This is a genomic window from Streptomyces sp. NPDC088350 (assembly GCF_044753545.1).
Lineage (GTDB): Bacteria > Actinomycetota > Actinomycetes > Streptomycetales > Streptomycetaceae > Streptomyces.
Window position 1 is genome coordinate 82,654 of sequence record NZ_JBIVNL010000002.1, and the last position, 15,225, is coordinate 97,878.

Consider the following 15,225-nt stretch of genomic DNA (forward strand, 5'->3'; position numbering starts at 1 on the left):
ACCGTAAGGGAGAAAGCGATGAATGTGGACGAGCTGTTCACCGGAGATCTGGTCATCGGTGTACCGGCCGTGGAGGCCACGCTGCTCGACAAGATGCCGGGCGGCGGAGACAACAACGGCGACCACTGCAGCAAGTGATCCAGGGCTGACGGCAGGAGGGGGCGGGGTCGTTCGCGGCCCCGCCCCGCCGCGCGACACCGGAGAGGGACGGCATGTTGTCGATGCGTCTGCGCCTGGCCGATCTCCAGGAGCCCAACTGGAGATCACAGGGCGGCCGTTGGGTCACCGGTGAGAGTTGGATCGAGCCGGCGAACGTGTCCACGTTGGTGACGGAGTTCGACGACGACCGGGCGCCGCGCGTACGAGTCCGCGTGAGGGAGGACAAGCGGTACGAGGCCGACTTCGTCACACTCACCATGAAGCCCGGGGAAGCCCGCCTGTCAGCGGGCGTTTTCGGCACGGCCCCGCTCTACCTGACGGAAAAGGGCGGCGAGTTGCACGCGTCATGGGATCTGACGGTGCTGCGACCGCAGGTGCGGACCGACCGCTTGGTGCCGAGGGTCGTCGCCCGAACGCTGACGAGACAGCACCGCTATACGTCCGAGACGCTGTTCGAAGGAGTTCACCGCCTTACTGAGCGGGCGTCAGCCGTGTTCACGAGCGCGGGGCTCGGCATCCGCTACCCGGAACCCGCCGAACACGTACTTGAGCCGCGTATGTTGAAGTCCGGAGTTGATCCACTCGGCGCCTTGGACGAGTTGCTGACCTATGTGATCCGCGAGGCGCCGACCGCCACAGGGTGCGTGGGGGTCGAGCTGTCCGGCGGAGCGGACTCCGGGAACGTCGCCCTGGCGGTGATGGCTGTCGGCTTCCCCGAAGCGCACAGCTTCGGCCTGCTCGTGGGAGGAAGCACCGGCCGACGGCAGCGCGAGCGGCGCCGGGCCTTTGTGGAGCACTGCGGCTTTCATGACACGGCCATCTCCGCCATGCGGCACCCACCCTTCTGTCCTGGAGGCGTGCGTGCCCTGGGCAAGCCGCACGATCCGGCGGGCGCCTTCTACCAGGAGGCGTTCGACGCCGTACGCGAGCAGGCAGCCGCTCGACGGTGCGAGGTCGTGTACACGGGAAGCGGCGGGGACGAGATCAACGCCCACCACTCCAGGACGCGGGCCGAACTACCGACGCCGGAACCCGTGCCATGGCTCGGCCGCAAGGCGGCCCGAGCGCTCGCCGAGGTGAACGAGTGCCTCGCGCCCATCGCGGTGCTGCCCGTGCCGACTCTGATGGCGTTCGGAATGCACAACCCTGGATTCGTCAGGGCCGGAGTCTGGCCGGTGAGTCCGCTCGTACACCCCCGGATCGGCCGGTTCATGGAGCAGCTACCCCATGAGTACAAAAGAGGAAAGGCGCTGTTCCGGGAACGCATCAGGCGAGCCGGCCTGCCGAATCGGGTGGCGGCGCCGGTCGAGCCGGAGAACTTCCTCGCCGTCCTGGAGAAAGGACTGCGCACCTATGGTCTGCCTGTCCTGGACGACATGCTGAGGGAGTCCGTCCTGGTGGATCTCGGATACCTTGACCCCCGGGCACTCGCCCGGGCGCGGGACGCTGCCGACGCGTCCTCGGTCGTGTCCGATCTGCTGTGTGATGCGCTCGCTCTGGAAGTCGGTCTGCGAAGCCTCATGTGACCAGCCTGAACACGGAAGCCGAGTACGTGGAAGCCAGCAACCTCCTTTACAGAGACCCGGCGCTGTACGACGCGGTTCAGTCCGACGGCGCGAGTGCCGGGGTGTGCCGGACCCTGATCGAGGCGTACCGACCCGACGCCCGGACGGTGGTCGACTTCGGCTGTGGCACCGGCCGGGACCTGGAGATCCTGGCCGAGCGTTTCGAGTGCGTCGGCGTGGACCTGCAGCCCGGAATGGTCGACCACGCCCGCCGGGCTCGTCCGGAACTGGACATCCGGATCGGCGACATGCGCTCCGTGCGACTCCGAAAGCGCATGGACGTCGTGACCTGCCTGGGCAACAGCCTGGCTTATGTGCACGACAACGAGGGGATCGACCTGGCCTTCGCCACGTTCGCGGCCCACGCCGGGCCGGGCGCGCTGCTCGTGCTGTGCTCCCCTGTCGCCCCGATCACCCGGACCGAGCCGATCTCCGCGACGGTGGACACCCCGATGGGACCCGCTACGGTCACGATCCGCCACGAGTGGGATCTGCGGACCCAGATCAACACCATGTACCGGCACTGGGAACTCCCCTCGGGCGACGAGGCCCGGGACGAGATCCGCAGACGCGTCCTGTTCCCCCGCGAGCTGGATCACTACGTGGGAGGCGCCGGCTTCGAGGTCCTGGACATGTTCGACAGCCCGGGCGGGGGACTTGCCGGCCCCACGGCATACACGGTGGCTCGGTACACCCGTGGGTGACTATGTGGGGGTGCAGGACTTGAGGGCGCGTATCAGGTGCCGTAGGCCTTCGGCGGTTGTGGTGAGGATGGTGTCGGGGGTGTCGCTTTCGCGGAGGTGGATCGTGCCTGTGCTGGTGGCGGACACGTAGACGCAGTTCGAGCCGTCGCCGCTGTAGATGGACTTCTGCCATTCGGTGCTGTGCACGGTCGTCTCTTTCAGATGTCCCGGATGAGGCGGTGGATGAAGTCCCGTGACTCGACCGGGCCGAGCGCGCAGGCCTCCATGCTGTCCAGCACGGCACGGTACTTACTCAACTGTGCTTCCGCGTCCAGGAATTCGCAGGCCCCGTAGTGGGTGTCCAGTTGGACGGTGTCGAGCTGCGGGACGGGGCCTGTGACGTAGTCGATGGACTGGCCCGTCGTGGGAAAGTGCGGCGCGCCGAAGGGGACGACCTTGACGGTGACGTGGGGCAGTTCGCTCATGTCGGTCAAGTGCTTGAGTTGGCCGCGATTGACGACAGGGCCACCAAATCCCATGCGGAGCGCTGCCTCGTGAATGATCGCGGTGTACGGGGGCGGGCTCTCCCGGTGCAGTAGGCCCTGCCGCTTGATGCGGTGGGTGAGCCGGTACTCGATCTCGTACTGCCGCATGGGCGGCGCCACTTGTTGGAACAGGGCGCGGGCGTGGTCCGTGGTCTGGAGCAGCGCCGGGATGTGGACGATGAGTGCCACGCGCAGGGTGACAGCGTGGTGTTCCAGCTCGGCGAGGTCGTTCAGAGCGACGGGCAGGTGTTCGCGATACTCCTCCCACCAGCCGCGGGTTCGCCGTCCGGTCATCGCGGCCAAGGCGTCGACGAGTTGATCGTCCGTGCAGTCGTACACGCCGGCCATGGAGCGGATCTTGTCGGCGCTCACAGGCGTACGACCGGTCTCGATCATGCTTACCCGCGCCTGGTTGACGCCCAGGAACTCGGCGGCCCCCGTGGCGGTGAGCCCGGCCCGCTCACGGAGCTTGCGCAGCTCACTGCCGAGTCGCCGCTGGCGCAACGTCGGGTTGTTGGTGGGCGGCACAGCAATTCCCTTCCGGCCGTCACACGGCACCGCCTTCCCTCACACGAGTGAAGGTTGGAGCCTTCTTGCTCAAAAGGTTAGAACCATCTAACCAACCGCTCTACGGTAGTCCCGTACCGCCCAACTGCCCCCACCCATAAGCCGGAAGCGCACCGCACTCTCGGCACTGCCACCGCCCGGCGCAGCCGTTGAGCGAACCCGAGTCCAACCACCCCCTCCCGGAGCCTTCATGGTCACCGTATCCCCGCCCGCCACCTGGGTGTACGCCCTCCGCCTACCCCATGACCCCCGAGCCGCACGCGTCGCACGTATGACCGTACGGGCCGCCCTCGACGGCCACGGCATGCCCGAAGTCCTGGACGTGGTCGAGCTGTTGACGTCCGAACTCGTCACCAACGCCTACCGGCACACCCACGGCCCCGCGTCCCTGCGGCTCACCGCCCTCGGCGACGGACGGCTCCGCGTCGGTGTCTGGGACTCGAACCCCCACATCCCCGCCCCCTTCGACAAGCGGCCCGGCGAGCGACTCCAGCCGGCCTCACTCGACGCCGACAACGGGCGCGGCCTCCACCTCGTACAGGCGTACGCCACTTCCTGGGGCGGCTGGCCCATCGGAGACGGCGGGCTCCTCGACCGGGGAGCCGGAAAGCTGCTGTGGTTCGAAGTGGGCGGCCGTTGCGCCGGCTGACAGTCCGGGGCCGGTGGGTCCGGGTGGGGCCGGGTGGGTCCGTCAACCGCGCATCGTCAGGTACAAGCCGATGCCGGCACAGAACACCGCGCCGACAGCCAACGGATCAGCAACGACCGACCAGTTGACGTACCGCCGAAGCCCGGCCGGCGCCGGCACCACCCCGGCCTCCGACTCGGCCCGCACATGAGCCCGCATGGCATCGCCGCAGACGCCGGAGAAGTCGTAGTACAGGTCCCAGAACGAACCGTCGAACAACGCGAAGTCGATGTTCTCCCCGCCGCGGGTCTCCAGGGCCAGGTGACCCCGCCACGTGTCGAGGTGCAGCCTCCGCACCTCCGAGCAGGGCACCACCACCTGCCGCCACATACCGAAGCGCACGATCTCGCCGGGCCGGAGCACCACCCTGATCAGCGAGCCCCGCCACATGAACGACGCCATTGCCAGCGCCATGGCACAGATCACGGCCCGGTCCCGTGCCACGCCCACCGCGTCCAACTGGAACTCCAAGGCGAAACCGACGGCGCCGCAGGACAGACCCCTGAGGATGCCGACACGCAGCCAGCGCACCAGTTTGATCTCTCCGCGCCGGTTCGGCCGGTAACCCCGTACCCGCTGGACGATCGGGGTCCCGGGCCCGTACCAGTCGCGCAACCCCGACTGCCACAGCCCTGTCGTCACGTGCGCGACCGTATCGCGGCCCATCCCCTCCGACACCGAGAGTCCCCGCGCCGACCGTGGCCCCCACCTCACCGCGCCCACCCCCCCGCCCGTGAGAGCAACGTTCCCTTCCAGTCACTCACAGCCACAGCACCGAAACGCGCCCTCCCTACCTTCGGGATGCATCACCGCTCGTTACCCCATAACGGCACCCCCGAGCCCCGGACCACCGTGGAGGCGTCATGACAGCCCCAGTCCCAGCCCCCGCCACCGAGCCCCCTCCCGCCCCTGGCAAGTGGATCGAGCACTGGGATCCCGAGGACGAGACCTTCTGGCGGCAGACCGGTGAGAAGGTCGCCCGTCGCAATCTCGTCTTCTCCGTGCTCTCCGAGCACATCGGCTTCTCGATCTGGACCCTGTGGTCCGTCCTGGTGCTCTTCATGGGCCCGGAGTACGGGCTGACCCCGGCCGACAAGTTCCTGCTGACGTCGATGGTCACGCTCGTCGGCGCGGTCGTCCGGGTGCCGTACACCTTCGCGGTCGCGATCTTCGGCGGGCGGAACTGGACGATCGTCTCCGCGAGCCTCCTCCTCATCCCGACCATCGCCGCGTTCGCCGTGATGAAGCCGGGGACCTCCTTCGACACCTTCCTGTGGATCGGCCTGCTGGCCGGCATCGGCGGCGGCAACTTCGCCTCCTCCATGACCAACATCAACGCCTTCTTCCCGCTGCGGAAGAAGGGGTGGGCCCTCGGGCTCAACGCCGGTGGCGGCAACATCGGGGTTCCTGTGATCCAGTTGATCGCCCTCGCGATCATCGGGGCCGGCGGCGGGCCGCGCGTGCTGCTGGGGATCTACATCCCGCTGATCATCGTCGCCGCCGTCCTCGCCGCCCTCTTCATGGACAACCTCACCTCCGTGAAGAACGACACCGGCGCCGCCAAGGACGCCGCCCGCGACTGGCACACCTGGATCATGGCGTTCCTGTACATCGGCACGTTCGGGTCGTTCATCGGATACGCGTTCGCCTTCGGGCAGGTGCTTCAGGTCCAGTTCGGCCGTACGCCGCTGCAGGCCGCGTACCTCACCTTCATCGGCCCGCTGCTCGGCTCGCTGATCCGCCCGGTGGGCGGCCGGCTCGCCGACCGCTTCGGCGGCGCGAAGATCACCCTGTGGAACTTCGTCGCCATGGCCGCCGCCACCGCCGTACTCGTCGTCGCCAGCATGCAGAAGTCGCTGCCCCTGTTCGTCACCGTGTTCATCGTCCTGTTCGTGCTCAGCGGGCTCGGCAACGGGTCGACGTACAAGATGATCCCCGGCATCTTCCAGACCAAGGCCGTCGCCAAGGGACTCACCGGTGACGAGGCGGCGGCCTACGGGCGGCGGCTCTCCGGTGCCGCCATGGGGCTCATCGGGGCCGTCGGCGCACTCGGCGGGGTCGGCATCAACCTCGCCTTCCGCCAGTCGTTCCTCTCCTACGGCTCCGGCACCGGCGCGTTCCTCGCCTTCCTCGCCTTCTACGGCCTCTGCTTCGCGGCCACCTGGGCCGTATACCTTCGCCGCCCGACCGCCCAGGCGCAGGCCAAAGCTTCCGCATCGGAGGCGAAGTCGCAGCTCAGCTATGCCGAGGTGTGACGTAACACCGGCGACATAAAGCGGAACCGAGCCTGTCACGCACCGTTGACAGGCTCGTTCGCATGTAGGCACCGGGTCATTCCACGTATGACCGCATGTACGACTACGTTCGGGACGAGAGCCATGCACGAGGACCAACAGCAGCGACCGGAACGCGCACAGCACGGGCCCCTCTCCGGGTTCACCGTGGGCGTCACCGCCGCGCGCCGCGCCGACGAGCTAGGGACACTGCTCCAGCGGCGCGGCGCGGCGGTCCTGCACGCGCCCGCGCTGCGCATCGTGCCCCTCGCCGACGACAGCGAACTGCTCGCCGCGACCAAGGAGTTGATCGACCAGGCGCCCGACGTGGTGGTCGCCACGACCGCGATCGGGTTCCGGGGGTGGATCGAGGCCGCCGACGGGTGGGGGCTCGGGGAGGCGCTCATCGACCGGCTGCAGGGGGTGGAACTGCTCGCGCGCGGGCCCAAGGTGAAGGGGGCGGTGCGGGCCGCCGGGCTCACGGAGGAGTGGTCGCCGTCGTCCGAGTCCATGGCGGAAGTGCTCGAACGGCTCCTTGACGAGGGTGTCGAGGGGCGCCGGGTCGGTATCCAGCTGCACGGCGAACCGCTGCCCGGGTTCGTGGAGTCGTTGCGGGCGGGCGGCGCGGACGTCGTCGTCGTCCCCGTGTACCGGTGGATGCCGCCCGAGGACATCGCCCCGCTGGACCGGCTCCTGGACGCCACCGTCTCGCGCGGCCTGGACGCGCTGACCTTCACCAGCGCACCGGCCGCCGCGTCGCTCCTGTCCCGCGCCGAGTCCCGTGGCCTGCTGCCCGAACTCCTCGCCGCCCTGCACCACGACGTCCTCCCCGCCTGCGTCGGCCCCGTCACCGCCCTCCCGCTCCAGAACCACGGCATCACCACCGTCCAGCCCGAACGCTTCCGTCTCGGTCCCCTGGTCCAGCTCCTCTGCCAGGAACTCCCCGGCCGCGCCCGCACCCTGCCCGTCGCGGGCCACCGGGTGGAGATCCGCGGCCACGCGGTCCTCGTCGACGGCACGCTACGACCCGTCCCGCCGGCCGGTATGTCCCTGCTCCGGGCGCTGTCCCGGCGGCCCGGCTGGGTCGTCGCCCGCGCGGAACTCCTGCGGGCGCTTCCGGGTGCCGGGCGCGATGAGCACGCGGTGGAGACGGCGATGGCCCGGCTGCGTACGGCACTGGGGTCTCCGAAGCTGATCCAGACGGTGGTGAAGCGGGGGTACAGGTTGGCGTTGGACCCGGCGGCGGACGCGAAGTATTCCGACACGTGAACCGGCGTTGGTGCGGGCGTTGCTGGGGGCTGCGCCCCCAGACCCCCCTTCGGCCCTGAAGGGGCCTCGTCCTCAAACTCCCCCAGAGGGGGGACCCCCAACGGGCTGGATCGTGCCGGCCCGCGCTCAGAAGCAACCCCGCGCTGAGGTCCCACAGCCACCCCCGGTACGGCCTCCCGCGCACCTGCCACGCGGCCACCGCGCTCAGCACCGGGGCCGTCTACGCGCACCCCGCACAAGGGGTTCCGGCCACGGCGGCGGACAGGCACTGTAGAGACGACGGTTTCCCCACCGGGGTAATCCCTAGGCGGTGACAGGCACATGGCACTGGGTACGACCATGGCCCCGTACGAGCTGCGCTTCGACGCCGGGCGGATCTGCCTGGATCTCCTCGCGACCACGCATCCCGAGGAACGGCTCGACTCGCCGGAGCCCCTGCGCGCGTGGATCGTCCGCGCGGGGCTCGTTCCGGCGGCCACTCCGCTCGCGCACGTCGATTCCGTCTGGCTTGTCGGGTTTCGCGAACTGCGCGGGCAGATCAGTCAGTTGGTCCGCAGCGGCGTGGCCGGCGACACCCCGCCCTACGACCTCGCCCTCGCCCGCGTCAACGACCTCGCCCGCGCCGCGCCCCCGGCACCCCGTGCCGTACGCGGTGAGGACGGGGCGCTGGTGCGGCAGTTGGACGGGCCGCCGGGGTGCGACGCGCTGCTCGCGGTGATCGCGCGGGACGCCGTGGAGCTGCTCACCGATCCGGTCGCGCGGGCCTCGCTGAGGGAGTGCGAGGGGGACAACTGCCCGATCGTCTATCTCGATACGTCCCGTGGGCGTCGGCGGCGCTGGTGCTCCAGCGAGGTGTGCGGGAACCGCGAGAGAGTGGCCCGGCATCGTCGGCGCGCGGCGCTCGCCCGAGCCTGAGAGTCCCTTATGCGGCTTCTGTGAGGTGACGGGACGTCACTTGGCGAAGTGATTTCGACAACAGTGCGTTTCGCTCCGCCACGGTCCGGGCAGTCCGCGCGATCTTGCTGATGTGGTGGAAATGTAAAGATCGTAGGGTGGGAATGTGCACTCATGTCCCGCTCGTCACGTCACTCCGAAGAAAACTGTCGCCTCACGTTGAACACTCGACCACCCGTCCGCGTACCTCTTGGCGAGCGACCGACTGGGGGATCCCCCGGACACCGGAGGTGGGCGTGCGCAAGGATTCCGTCGTGGCCAATGAACACGCACCGAGGGCCCGACATCGCATGTCCCAGTCCTCGGAACCTGATGAGGAGCTGATGCGTGCCCTGTACCGGGAGCACGCCGGACCCTTGCTCGCCTATGTGTTGCGGCTCGTCGCCGGGGACCGGCAGCGTGCCGAGGACGTGGTGCAGGAGACGCTCATCCGGGCCTGGAAGAACGCCGGCCAGCTCAATCGGGCGACCGGATCGGTACGACCCTGGCTTGTGACGGTGGCACGGCGCATCGTCATCGACGGTCACCGCAGCCGGCAGGCCCGGCCGCAGGAGGTGGACCCGTCGCCGCTGGAGGTCATCCCCGCGGAGGACGAGATCGACAAGGCGTTGTGGCTGATGACACTGTCGGACGCGCTGGACGACCTGACCCCGGCCCACCGGGAGGTGCTCGTCGAGACGTACTTCAAGGGGCGTACCGTCAATGAGGCGGCCGAGACGCTTGGCATCCCCAGTGGCACGGTGCGCTCAAGGGTGTTCTACGCCCTTCGATCGATGAAGCTTGCTCTGGAGGAGCGGGGGGTGACGGCATGAGCATTTACGGGGGATACGGAACGGGTAGTCCTGGTTCCATGCAGGGTTCTCAGGGCTCGAACGAACACGAGACCGTCGGCGCCTACGCCCTCGGGATTCTCGACGACGCCGAAGCAACCGCTTTCGAGGCCCATCTCGCCACCTGCGAATGGTGCGCCCAGCAGCTCGACGAGCTGGCCGGGATGGAACCGATGCTGGCGGCGCTCGCGGATCTGCCGGGCTCCGGCACTCCCGCGATCGGCGAGTCCCTGTCCGCGAAACCCAGCCCACGGCTGGTGGAGCGGCTGGTCGACGACGTCGGAGAACGCCGGGCCCTGAAGCGGCGGCGCAGCTTCTACATGATCGCCGCGGCTGCCGCGCTGATCATCGCGGGCCCGCTGGCCGTCATCGCGGCCAACGGCGGCGACAACACGGGTCAGAAGGGCACGGTGGCCGCGGCCACCGCCAAGGACACCTTCGAAACTCTGTCCGACAAGGTCTCCGCGACGGACAAGACCACCAAGGTCACCGCGACCGTGGCGATGTCCAAGAAGGACTGGGGCACCCTCGGGATCGTGGAGCTGAGCAACGTCAAGGGGCCCCTGAAGTGCTCCCTGATCGCGGTCGGCAAGAACGGCGAGCGCGAGACGATGAGCTCCTGGTCGGTCCCGGCCTGGGGTTACGGCATCGCGAACGCCACGAAGGCCGAGGCCAAGGCGCCGCTCTACGCCCAGGGCGGAGCGGCCCTCTCGCCGAACGAGATCGACCACTTCGAGGTCATGACCTTCGACGGCAAGAAGCTCGTGGAAGTGAACGCGTAGCACCTGGTCGACTTGCCCGCTGGGGCCCGGAACGCGGCACGTTCGCGTACCGGGCCCCGCGTCTTTGTCAAGATCCACCGGGCGGGCCCCTCGCTACAGAGGCTTACTTTCGCGTACGGTTGACGGCTGCCCAGCACGTCAGAAGGGGGCCCGGTGGCCGCACAGGCTCAACAGGAGACCGCGCTCGACACGGTGTCCGAAAAATCCGCCCAGGATTCGCTACGGGACCGGGAGATCAGCGTCGAACAGGCACACCTGGACCGGGTGTACCGGCGGCTCGAAGAGAAGATCCACGAGGCCGAGTTCCTCATGAACGACGCGGCCAAGCGCGGCCAGGTCGGCACGCCCGGCGCGCTCGCCGAACGGGACGCACAGGTGTTCCGCGCCGGTATCCACCTCAACCGGCTCAACAACGAGTTCGAGGACTTTCTCTTCGGGCGGATCGATCTGCTGCTCGGGAAGGACGGCAAGAAAGGGCCCGACGGCGCCTACACCGCCGTAGAACCCGCCGAAGGCGCCGTGCGGGACGACCGGACCGCCGACATCGCCGAGACCCTGCACATCGGCCGCATCGGGGTCCTGGACTCCGAGTACGCGCCGCTGGTCATCGACTGGCGGGCGCCCGCCGCGGCGCCCTTCTACCGGTCGACGCCGGTCGACCCCGGGCGTGTCGTACGGCGCCGGGTCATCCGCTCCAAGGGGCGGCGGGTGCTCGGTGTCGAGGACGACCTGATGCGGCCCGAGCTGACCGCGTTCCTCGACGGCGACCAGCTCGCCGTCATCGGCGACGGCGCCCTGATGGCCGCGCTCGGCCAGGCCCGCAGCCACACCATGCGCGACATCGTGGCGTCGATCCAGGCCGAGCAGGACCTGGTGATCCGCGCCCCCGCCGCCTCGGTGACCTACGTCGAGGGCGGCCCGGGGACCGGCAAGACGGCCGTCGCGCTGCACCGCGCCGCCTACCTGCTCTACCAGGACCGGCGCCGGTACGCGGGCGGCATCCTCATCGTCTCGCCCACCCCGCTGCTGGTGGCGTACACCGAGGGCGTCCTGCCGTCCCTCGGCGAGGAGGGCCAGGTCGCCATCCGGGCCATCGGCTCGCTCGTCGACGGCGCCGAGGCCACCCTGTACGACTCCCCGGCCGTGGCCCGCGCCAAGGGCTCGTACCGCATGCTCAGGGTCTTGCGGAAGGCCGCGCGCGGAGCCCTGGAGCTGAACGATTCGCCGACCCGGCTGCGGGTCGTCGCCTTCGGCCGACGGCTGGAGTTGGAGGCCGCCGACCTGGAGCGGGTCCGGCAGAGCGCGCTCAGCGGTACCGCTCCCGTCAACATGCTGCGCCCGCGCGCCCGCAAGCTCCTCCTGGACGCTCTGTGGGAGCGCTCCGGCTCGGCAGGCCGGCACACCGACCCCGAACTCGCCGCCGAACTGCGCTCGTCCTTCGACGAGGACGTCGCGAGCGAGGACGAGTTCATCGCGTTCCTCGACGCCTGGTGGCCCGAACTCACCCCGCGCGCCGTCCTGGAGTCCATGTCCGACGAGCGCAAGCTCGGCCGCTGGGCCCGCCGCATCCTCAACCCCGGCGAGGTCCGCAGGGTCGCCCGCGCCCTGAAGCGGGACGGCCTCTCGGTCCACGACGTGGCGATCCTCGACGAACTCCAGGCGATCCTCGGCACCCCGGCCCGCCCCCGCAAGCGGCGCGACCTGGACCCGCTGGACCAGCTCACGGGACTCGAAGAGCTGATGCCCGTACGCGAGGAGTCGCAGCGCGAACGCGCCGAGCGGCTCGCCCAGGAGCGCACCGAGTACGCGCACGTCATCGTCGACGAGGCCCAGGACCTCACCCCGATGCAGTGGCGCATGGTCGGCCGCCGCGGCCGGCACGCCACCTGGACGGTCGTAGGAGACCCGGCCCAGTCCTCCTGGTCCGACCCCGACGAGGCCGCCGAGGCCCGCGACGAGGCCCTCGGCTCCCGCCCCCGCCGCCGCTTCACCCTCACGGTCAACTACCGCAACCCGGCCGAGATCGCGGAGCTGGCGGCGAAGGTCCTGGCCCTCGCGATGCCCGGCTCCGAGTCCCCGTCGGCGGTCCGTTCGACGGGCGTGAAGCCCCACTTCGCCGTCGTACGGAACTCGTTGTCCGAGTCGGTCCGCGCGGAGGCCGCACACCTGCTCGACCGCGTCGACGGCACCGTCGGCGTCGTCGTCGCCATGAACCGCCGCGAGGAGGCCCGCCGCTGGCTCACCGGGCTCGGGGACCGCGTGGTGGCGCTCGGCAGCCTGGAGGCCAAGGGGCTCGAATACGACGCGACCGTCGTCGTCTCGCCCGCGGAGATCGCCGACGAGTCGCCCGCCGGCCTGCGCGTCCTGTACGTCGCCCTCACCCGCGCGACCCAGCAGCTGACGGTCGTCTCCGCCGAGCGCGACGAGCCGGACGCGAACGGGGTGCCCGATCTGCTCAGGGACTGAAGGGACTGATCGAAGGGTGCTTCCTATGAACTCTCGGGATGGGAATGGCCTTACGGGATCTGTTTGTTAGCCTGGGTGTGACACCGGCCCGATCCAAGCCCCCGGGCCCAACCTTCGTCGCTTAGAGCGACCACTTGCCGCGAGGCGAGCATGGCGGGTCGGTGTCATTGACCGTGAAAGAGGCCTCCGTGACGGGGGCCTCTTTTTCTTGCGAACAAAACGTTCGCAATCGGGGGCGGCTAACGCCTACCCGGCAGTAGGTGCGACGATCGGAACGCGTACTCAGCTCAACGGTGAAAGCAGAGGAAGTCGGCCATGGCTACGGCGCCCAGCGTCTCCTACTCGATCACGGTCCGTCTGGAGGTGCCCGCGAGCGGAACCGCGGTCTCCCAGATCACCACGGCCGTGGAGTCCCACGGAGGCTCGGTGACCGGCCTCGACGTGACCGCCTCCGGCCACGAGAAGCTCCGGATCGACGTCACCATCGCGGCGTCCTCCACGGCCCACGCCGACGAGATCGTCCAGCAGCTGCGCGGCATCGAGGGCGTCACCCTCGGCAAGGTCTCCGACCGTACGTTCCTCATGCACCTCGGCGGCAAGATCGAGATGCAGTCCAAGCACCCGATCCGCAACCGTGACGACCTCTCCATGATCTACACCCCGGGTGTCGCCCGCGTGTGCATGGCGATCGCGGAGAACCCCGAGGACGCGCGCCGCCTCACCATCAAGCGCAACTCCGTCGCGGTCGTCACGGACGGCTCGGCCGTGCTCGGCCTCGGCAACATCGGCCCCAAGGCCGCGCTGCCGGTCATGGAGGGCAAGGCGGCCCTGTTCAAGCGGTTCGCCGGCATCGACGCCTGGCCGCTGTGCCTGGACACCCAGGACACCGACGAGATCGTCGCGATCGTCAAGGCGATCGCCCCCGGCTTCGCCGGCATCAACCTGGAGGACATCTCCGCGCCGCGCTGCTTCGAGATCGAGGCCCGGCTGCGCGAGGCCCTCGACATCCCCGTCTTCCACGACGACCAGCACGGCACCGCGATCGTGGTGCTCGCCGCGTTGACGAACGCGCTGCGGGTCGCCGGCAAGGGCATCGGTGACATCCGGGTCGTCATGTCCGGCGCGGGCGCGGCCGGTACGGCCATCCTCAAGCTGCTGCTCGCCGCCGGCGTGAAGAACGCGGTGGTCGCCGACATCCACGGTGTCGTGCACGCCGACCGCGAGGACCTTGTGGACGCCAAGGCCGACTCGCCGCTGCGCTGGATCGCCGACAACACCAACCCGGAGAGCCTCACGGGCACGCTGAAGGAGGCCGTGCGCGGCGCCGACGTCTTCATCGGCGTCTCCGCCCCGAACGTCCTCGACGGCGACGACGTGGCCGCGATGGCCGAGGGCGCGATCGTGTTCGCGCTCGCGAACCCCGACCCCGAGGTCGACCCCGCGATCGCCCGTCAGACGGCGGCTGTCGTGGCCACCGGCCGCTCGGACTTCCCGAACCAGATCAACAACGTGCTGGTCTTCCCGGGTGTCTTCCGCGGTCTGCTGGACGCGCAGTCCCGCACCGTCAACACCGAGATGATGCTCGCCGCCGCGAGCGCACTCGCGAACGTGGTGTCCGAGGACGAGCTGAACGCGAACTACATCATCCCGAGCGTCTTCAACGACAAGGTCGCCGGCGCGGTCGCGGGCGCGGTGCGCGACGCCGCGAAGGCGGCGGGAGCGGCGGCGGCGCCCTCCGCGTCGTAGCCCGTCCGGCCGGGTGTGTGTGGTGGCTGTGAGGATCGCCACGGCCGCCCGCACATCGGCGCGTCGCGGAACCCGGGGCCTTCGGCGGCCGTTTATCGTGGCGGCCAGGTTTCGGGCCTTCCAGGCCCGGCCCGACACTGCCGGGAGCGGACGGAACGTCACCACACTGAGACGGTGGCGCTTTTCGTGTGACTCCCAGGGGTGTTCTCGCGACTCCTACGGGTGCCGGATTGGCTTTCCCGCCGCAGGTAGGGGCAGGATGCGTCTTCGGGCGCGAGGGTCTGGACGACGGACCCGGGTCCGGGGACTCACCGAGGACCCTGGCAGCATCGGCATCACCGTGCCCGATATGCGGCTCCGCCGCGTGGCACGCCTCAAACGGCAAGAAGAACACGGGAGTAACAACATGAACCGCAGTGAGCTGGTGGCCGCGCTGGCCGACCGTGCCGAGGTGACCCGCAAGGACGCCGACGCCGTTCTGGCCGCGTTCGCCGAGACCGTCGGCGAGATCGTCTCCAAGGGCGACGAGAAGGTCACCATCCCCGGCTTCCTGACCTTCGAGCGCACCCACCGTGCCGCTCGCACCGCGCGCAACCCGCAGACCGGCGACCCGATCAACATCCCCGCCGGTTACAGCGTCAAGGTGTCCGCGGGCAGCAAGCTCAAGGAAGCGGCCAAGGGCAAGTAGTCCTTCGCGT

14 protein-coding genes are annotated in these 15,225 nt (G+C 69.4%); 11 read left to right on the top strand and 3 right to left on the bottom strand.

The window, feature by feature from the left end; translation table 11 throughout:
• Positions 1–212: 212 nt before the first annotated feature.
• Positions 213–1,685, top strand: a complete 1,473-nt coding sequence (locus ACIQBL_RS05545) for an asparagine synthase (protein ID WP_401937185.1) — start codon at positions 213–215, stop codon at positions 1,683–1,685.
• On the top strand, positions 1,682–2,428 hold the full coding sequence (locus tag ACIQBL_RS05550) for a class I SAM-dependent methyltransferase (protein WP_401937187.1): 747 nt from the start codon (positions 1,682–1,684) through the stop codon (positions 2,426–2,428). The genes ACIQBL_RS05545 and ACIQBL_RS05550 overlap by 4 nt, the downstream gene beginning before the upstream one ends.
• Here ACIQBL_RS05550 and ACIQBL_RS05555 read toward each other — a convergent pair whose 3' ends face one another.
• Together ACIQBL_RS05555 and ACIQBL_RS05560 are read right to left on the bottom strand one after the other, a co-directional pair.
• Positions 2,429–2,614 carry a DUF397 domain-containing protein gene (locus tag ACIQBL_RS05555; RefSeq protein ID WP_401937190.1) on the bottom strand — a complete coding sequence of 62 codons (186 nt, stop codon included), beginning with the start codon at positions 2,612–2,614 and terminating at the stop codon, positions 2,429–2,431.
• An 11-nt stretch (positions 2,615–2,625) separates the two neighbouring features.
• Positions 2,626–3,480: a helix-turn-helix domain-containing protein gene (locus tag ACIQBL_RS05560; protein WP_401937192.1), complete on the bottom strand. Its 855-nt coding sequence runs from the start codon at positions 3,478–3,480 to the stop codon at positions 2,626–2,628.
• 229 nt (positions 3,481–3,709) lie between these two features.
• Between ACIQBL_RS05560 and ACIQBL_RS05565 the strand changes: the two genes are divergently transcribed.
• Complete coding sequence (locus tag ACIQBL_RS05565; RefSeq protein WP_401937194.1) at positions 3,710–4,168, top strand: ATP-binding protein; 459 nt, start codon at positions 3,710–3,712, stop codon at positions 4,166–4,168.
• A 42-nt stretch (positions 4,169–4,210) separates the two neighbouring features.
• On the opposite strand, the gene ACIQBL_RS05570 is transcribed toward ACIQBL_RS05565, so the two are convergent.
• Positions 4,211–4,849 carry a hypothetical protein gene (locus tag ACIQBL_RS05570; protein WP_401937196.1) on the bottom strand — a complete coding sequence of 213 codons (639 nt, stop codon included), beginning with the start codon at positions 4,847–4,849 and terminating at the stop codon, positions 4,211–4,213.
• A 221-nt stretch (positions 4,850–5,070) separates the two neighbouring features.
• On the opposite strand from ACIQBL_RS05570, the gene ACIQBL_RS05575 reads away from it, so the two are divergent.
• The 8 genes from ACIQBL_RS05575 to ACIQBL_RS05610 all read left to right on the top strand — a co-directional run bounded on the left by ACIQBL_RS05575 (position 5,071) and on the right by ACIQBL_RS05610 (position 15,215).
• Positions 5,071–6,462: a nitrate/nitrite transporter gene (locus ACIQBL_RS05575; RefSeq protein WP_401937197.1), complete on the top strand. Its 1,392-nt coding sequence runs from the start codon at positions 5,071–5,073 to the stop codon at positions 6,460–6,462.
• A 123-nt stretch (positions 6,463–6,585) separates the two neighbouring features.
• Positions 6,586–7,749, top strand: a complete 1,164-nt coding sequence (locus ACIQBL_RS05580; RefSeq protein ID WP_401937199.1) for a uroporphyrinogen-III synthase — start codon at positions 6,586–6,588, stop codon at positions 7,747–7,749.
• Positions 7,750–8,070: 321 nt separating this feature from the next.
• A complete protein-coding gene (locus tag ACIQBL_RS05585; protein WP_401937201.1) occupies positions 8,071–8,664 on the top strand; it encodes a CGNR zinc finger domain-containing protein in 594 nt (197 codons plus the stop codon).
• A gap of 329 nt (positions 8,665–8,993) precedes the next feature.
• A complete protein-coding gene (locus ACIQBL_RS05590) occupies positions 8,994–9,515 on the top strand; it encodes a sigma-70 family RNA polymerase sigma factor (protein WP_019056398.1) in 522 nt (173 codons plus the stop codon).
• Between the two features lie 38 nt (positions 9,516–9,553).
• The gene (locus ACIQBL_RS05595; RefSeq protein ID WP_401937203.1) at positions 9,554–10,315 is read left to right on the top strand and encodes an anti-sigma factor family protein; all 762 of its coding nucleotides are present in this window, start codon (positions 9,554–9,556) and stop codon (positions 10,313–10,315) included.
• Positions 10,316–10,468: 153 nt separating this feature from the next.
• Positions 10,469–12,781: a HelD family protein gene (locus ACIQBL_RS05600; protein ID WP_401937205.1), complete on the top strand. Its 2,313-nt coding sequence runs from the start codon at positions 10,469–10,471 to the stop codon at positions 12,779–12,781.
• A gap of 315 nt (positions 12,782–13,096) precedes the next feature.
• Complete coding sequence (locus ACIQBL_RS05605; protein ID WP_401937206.1) at positions 13,097–14,527, top strand: NAD-dependent malic enzyme; 1,431 nt, start codon at positions 13,097–13,099, stop codon at positions 14,525–14,527.
• 406 nt (positions 14,528–14,933) lie between these two features.
• Entirely contained in the window at positions 14,934–15,215 is a 282-nt protein-coding gene (locus tag ACIQBL_RS05610; protein ID WP_019056394.1) for an HU family DNA-binding protein, read from the top strand.
• Positions 15,216–15,225 lie beyond the last annotated feature (10 nt).

Excerpts from the sequence above, each read along its gene's own strand:
- ACIQBL_RS05545 (WP_401937185.1), top strand. The coding sequence starts at position 213 with ATGTTGTCGATGCGTCTGCGCCTGGCCGATCTCCAGGAGCCCAACTGG.
- ACIQBL_RS05565 (WP_401937194.1), top strand. The coding sequence starts at position 3,710 with ATGGTCACCGTATCCCCGCCCGCCACCTGGGTGTACGCCCTCCGCCTA.
- ACIQBL_RS05575 (WP_401937197.1), top strand. The coding sequence starts at position 5,071 with ATGACAGCCCCAGTCCCAGCCCCCGCCACCGAGCCCCCTCCCGCCCCT.
- ACIQBL_RS05580 (WP_401937199.1), top strand. The coding sequence starts at position 6,586 with ATGCACGAGGACCAACAGCAGCGACCGGAACGCGCACAGCACGGGCCC.
- ACIQBL_RS05585 (WP_401937201.1), top strand. The coding sequence starts at position 8,071 with ATGGCACTGGGTACGACCATGGCCCCGTACGAGCTGCGCTTCGACGCC.
- ACIQBL_RS05590 (WP_019056398.1), top strand. The coding sequence starts at position 8,994 with ATGTCCCAGTCCTCGGAACCTGATGAGGAGCTGATGCGTGCCCTGTAC.
- ACIQBL_RS05595 (WP_401937203.1), top strand. The coding sequence starts at position 9,554 with ATGCAGGGTTCTCAGGGCTCGAACGAACACGAGACCGTCGGCGCCTAC.
- ACIQBL_RS05605 (WP_401937206.1), top strand. The coding sequence starts at position 13,097 with ATGGCTACGGCGCCCAGCGTCTCCTACTCGATCACGGTCCGTCTGGAG.
- ACIQBL_RS05610 (WP_019056394.1), top strand. The coding sequence starts at position 14,934 with ATGAACCGCAGTGAGCTGGTGGCCGCGCTGGCCGACCGTGCCGAGGTG.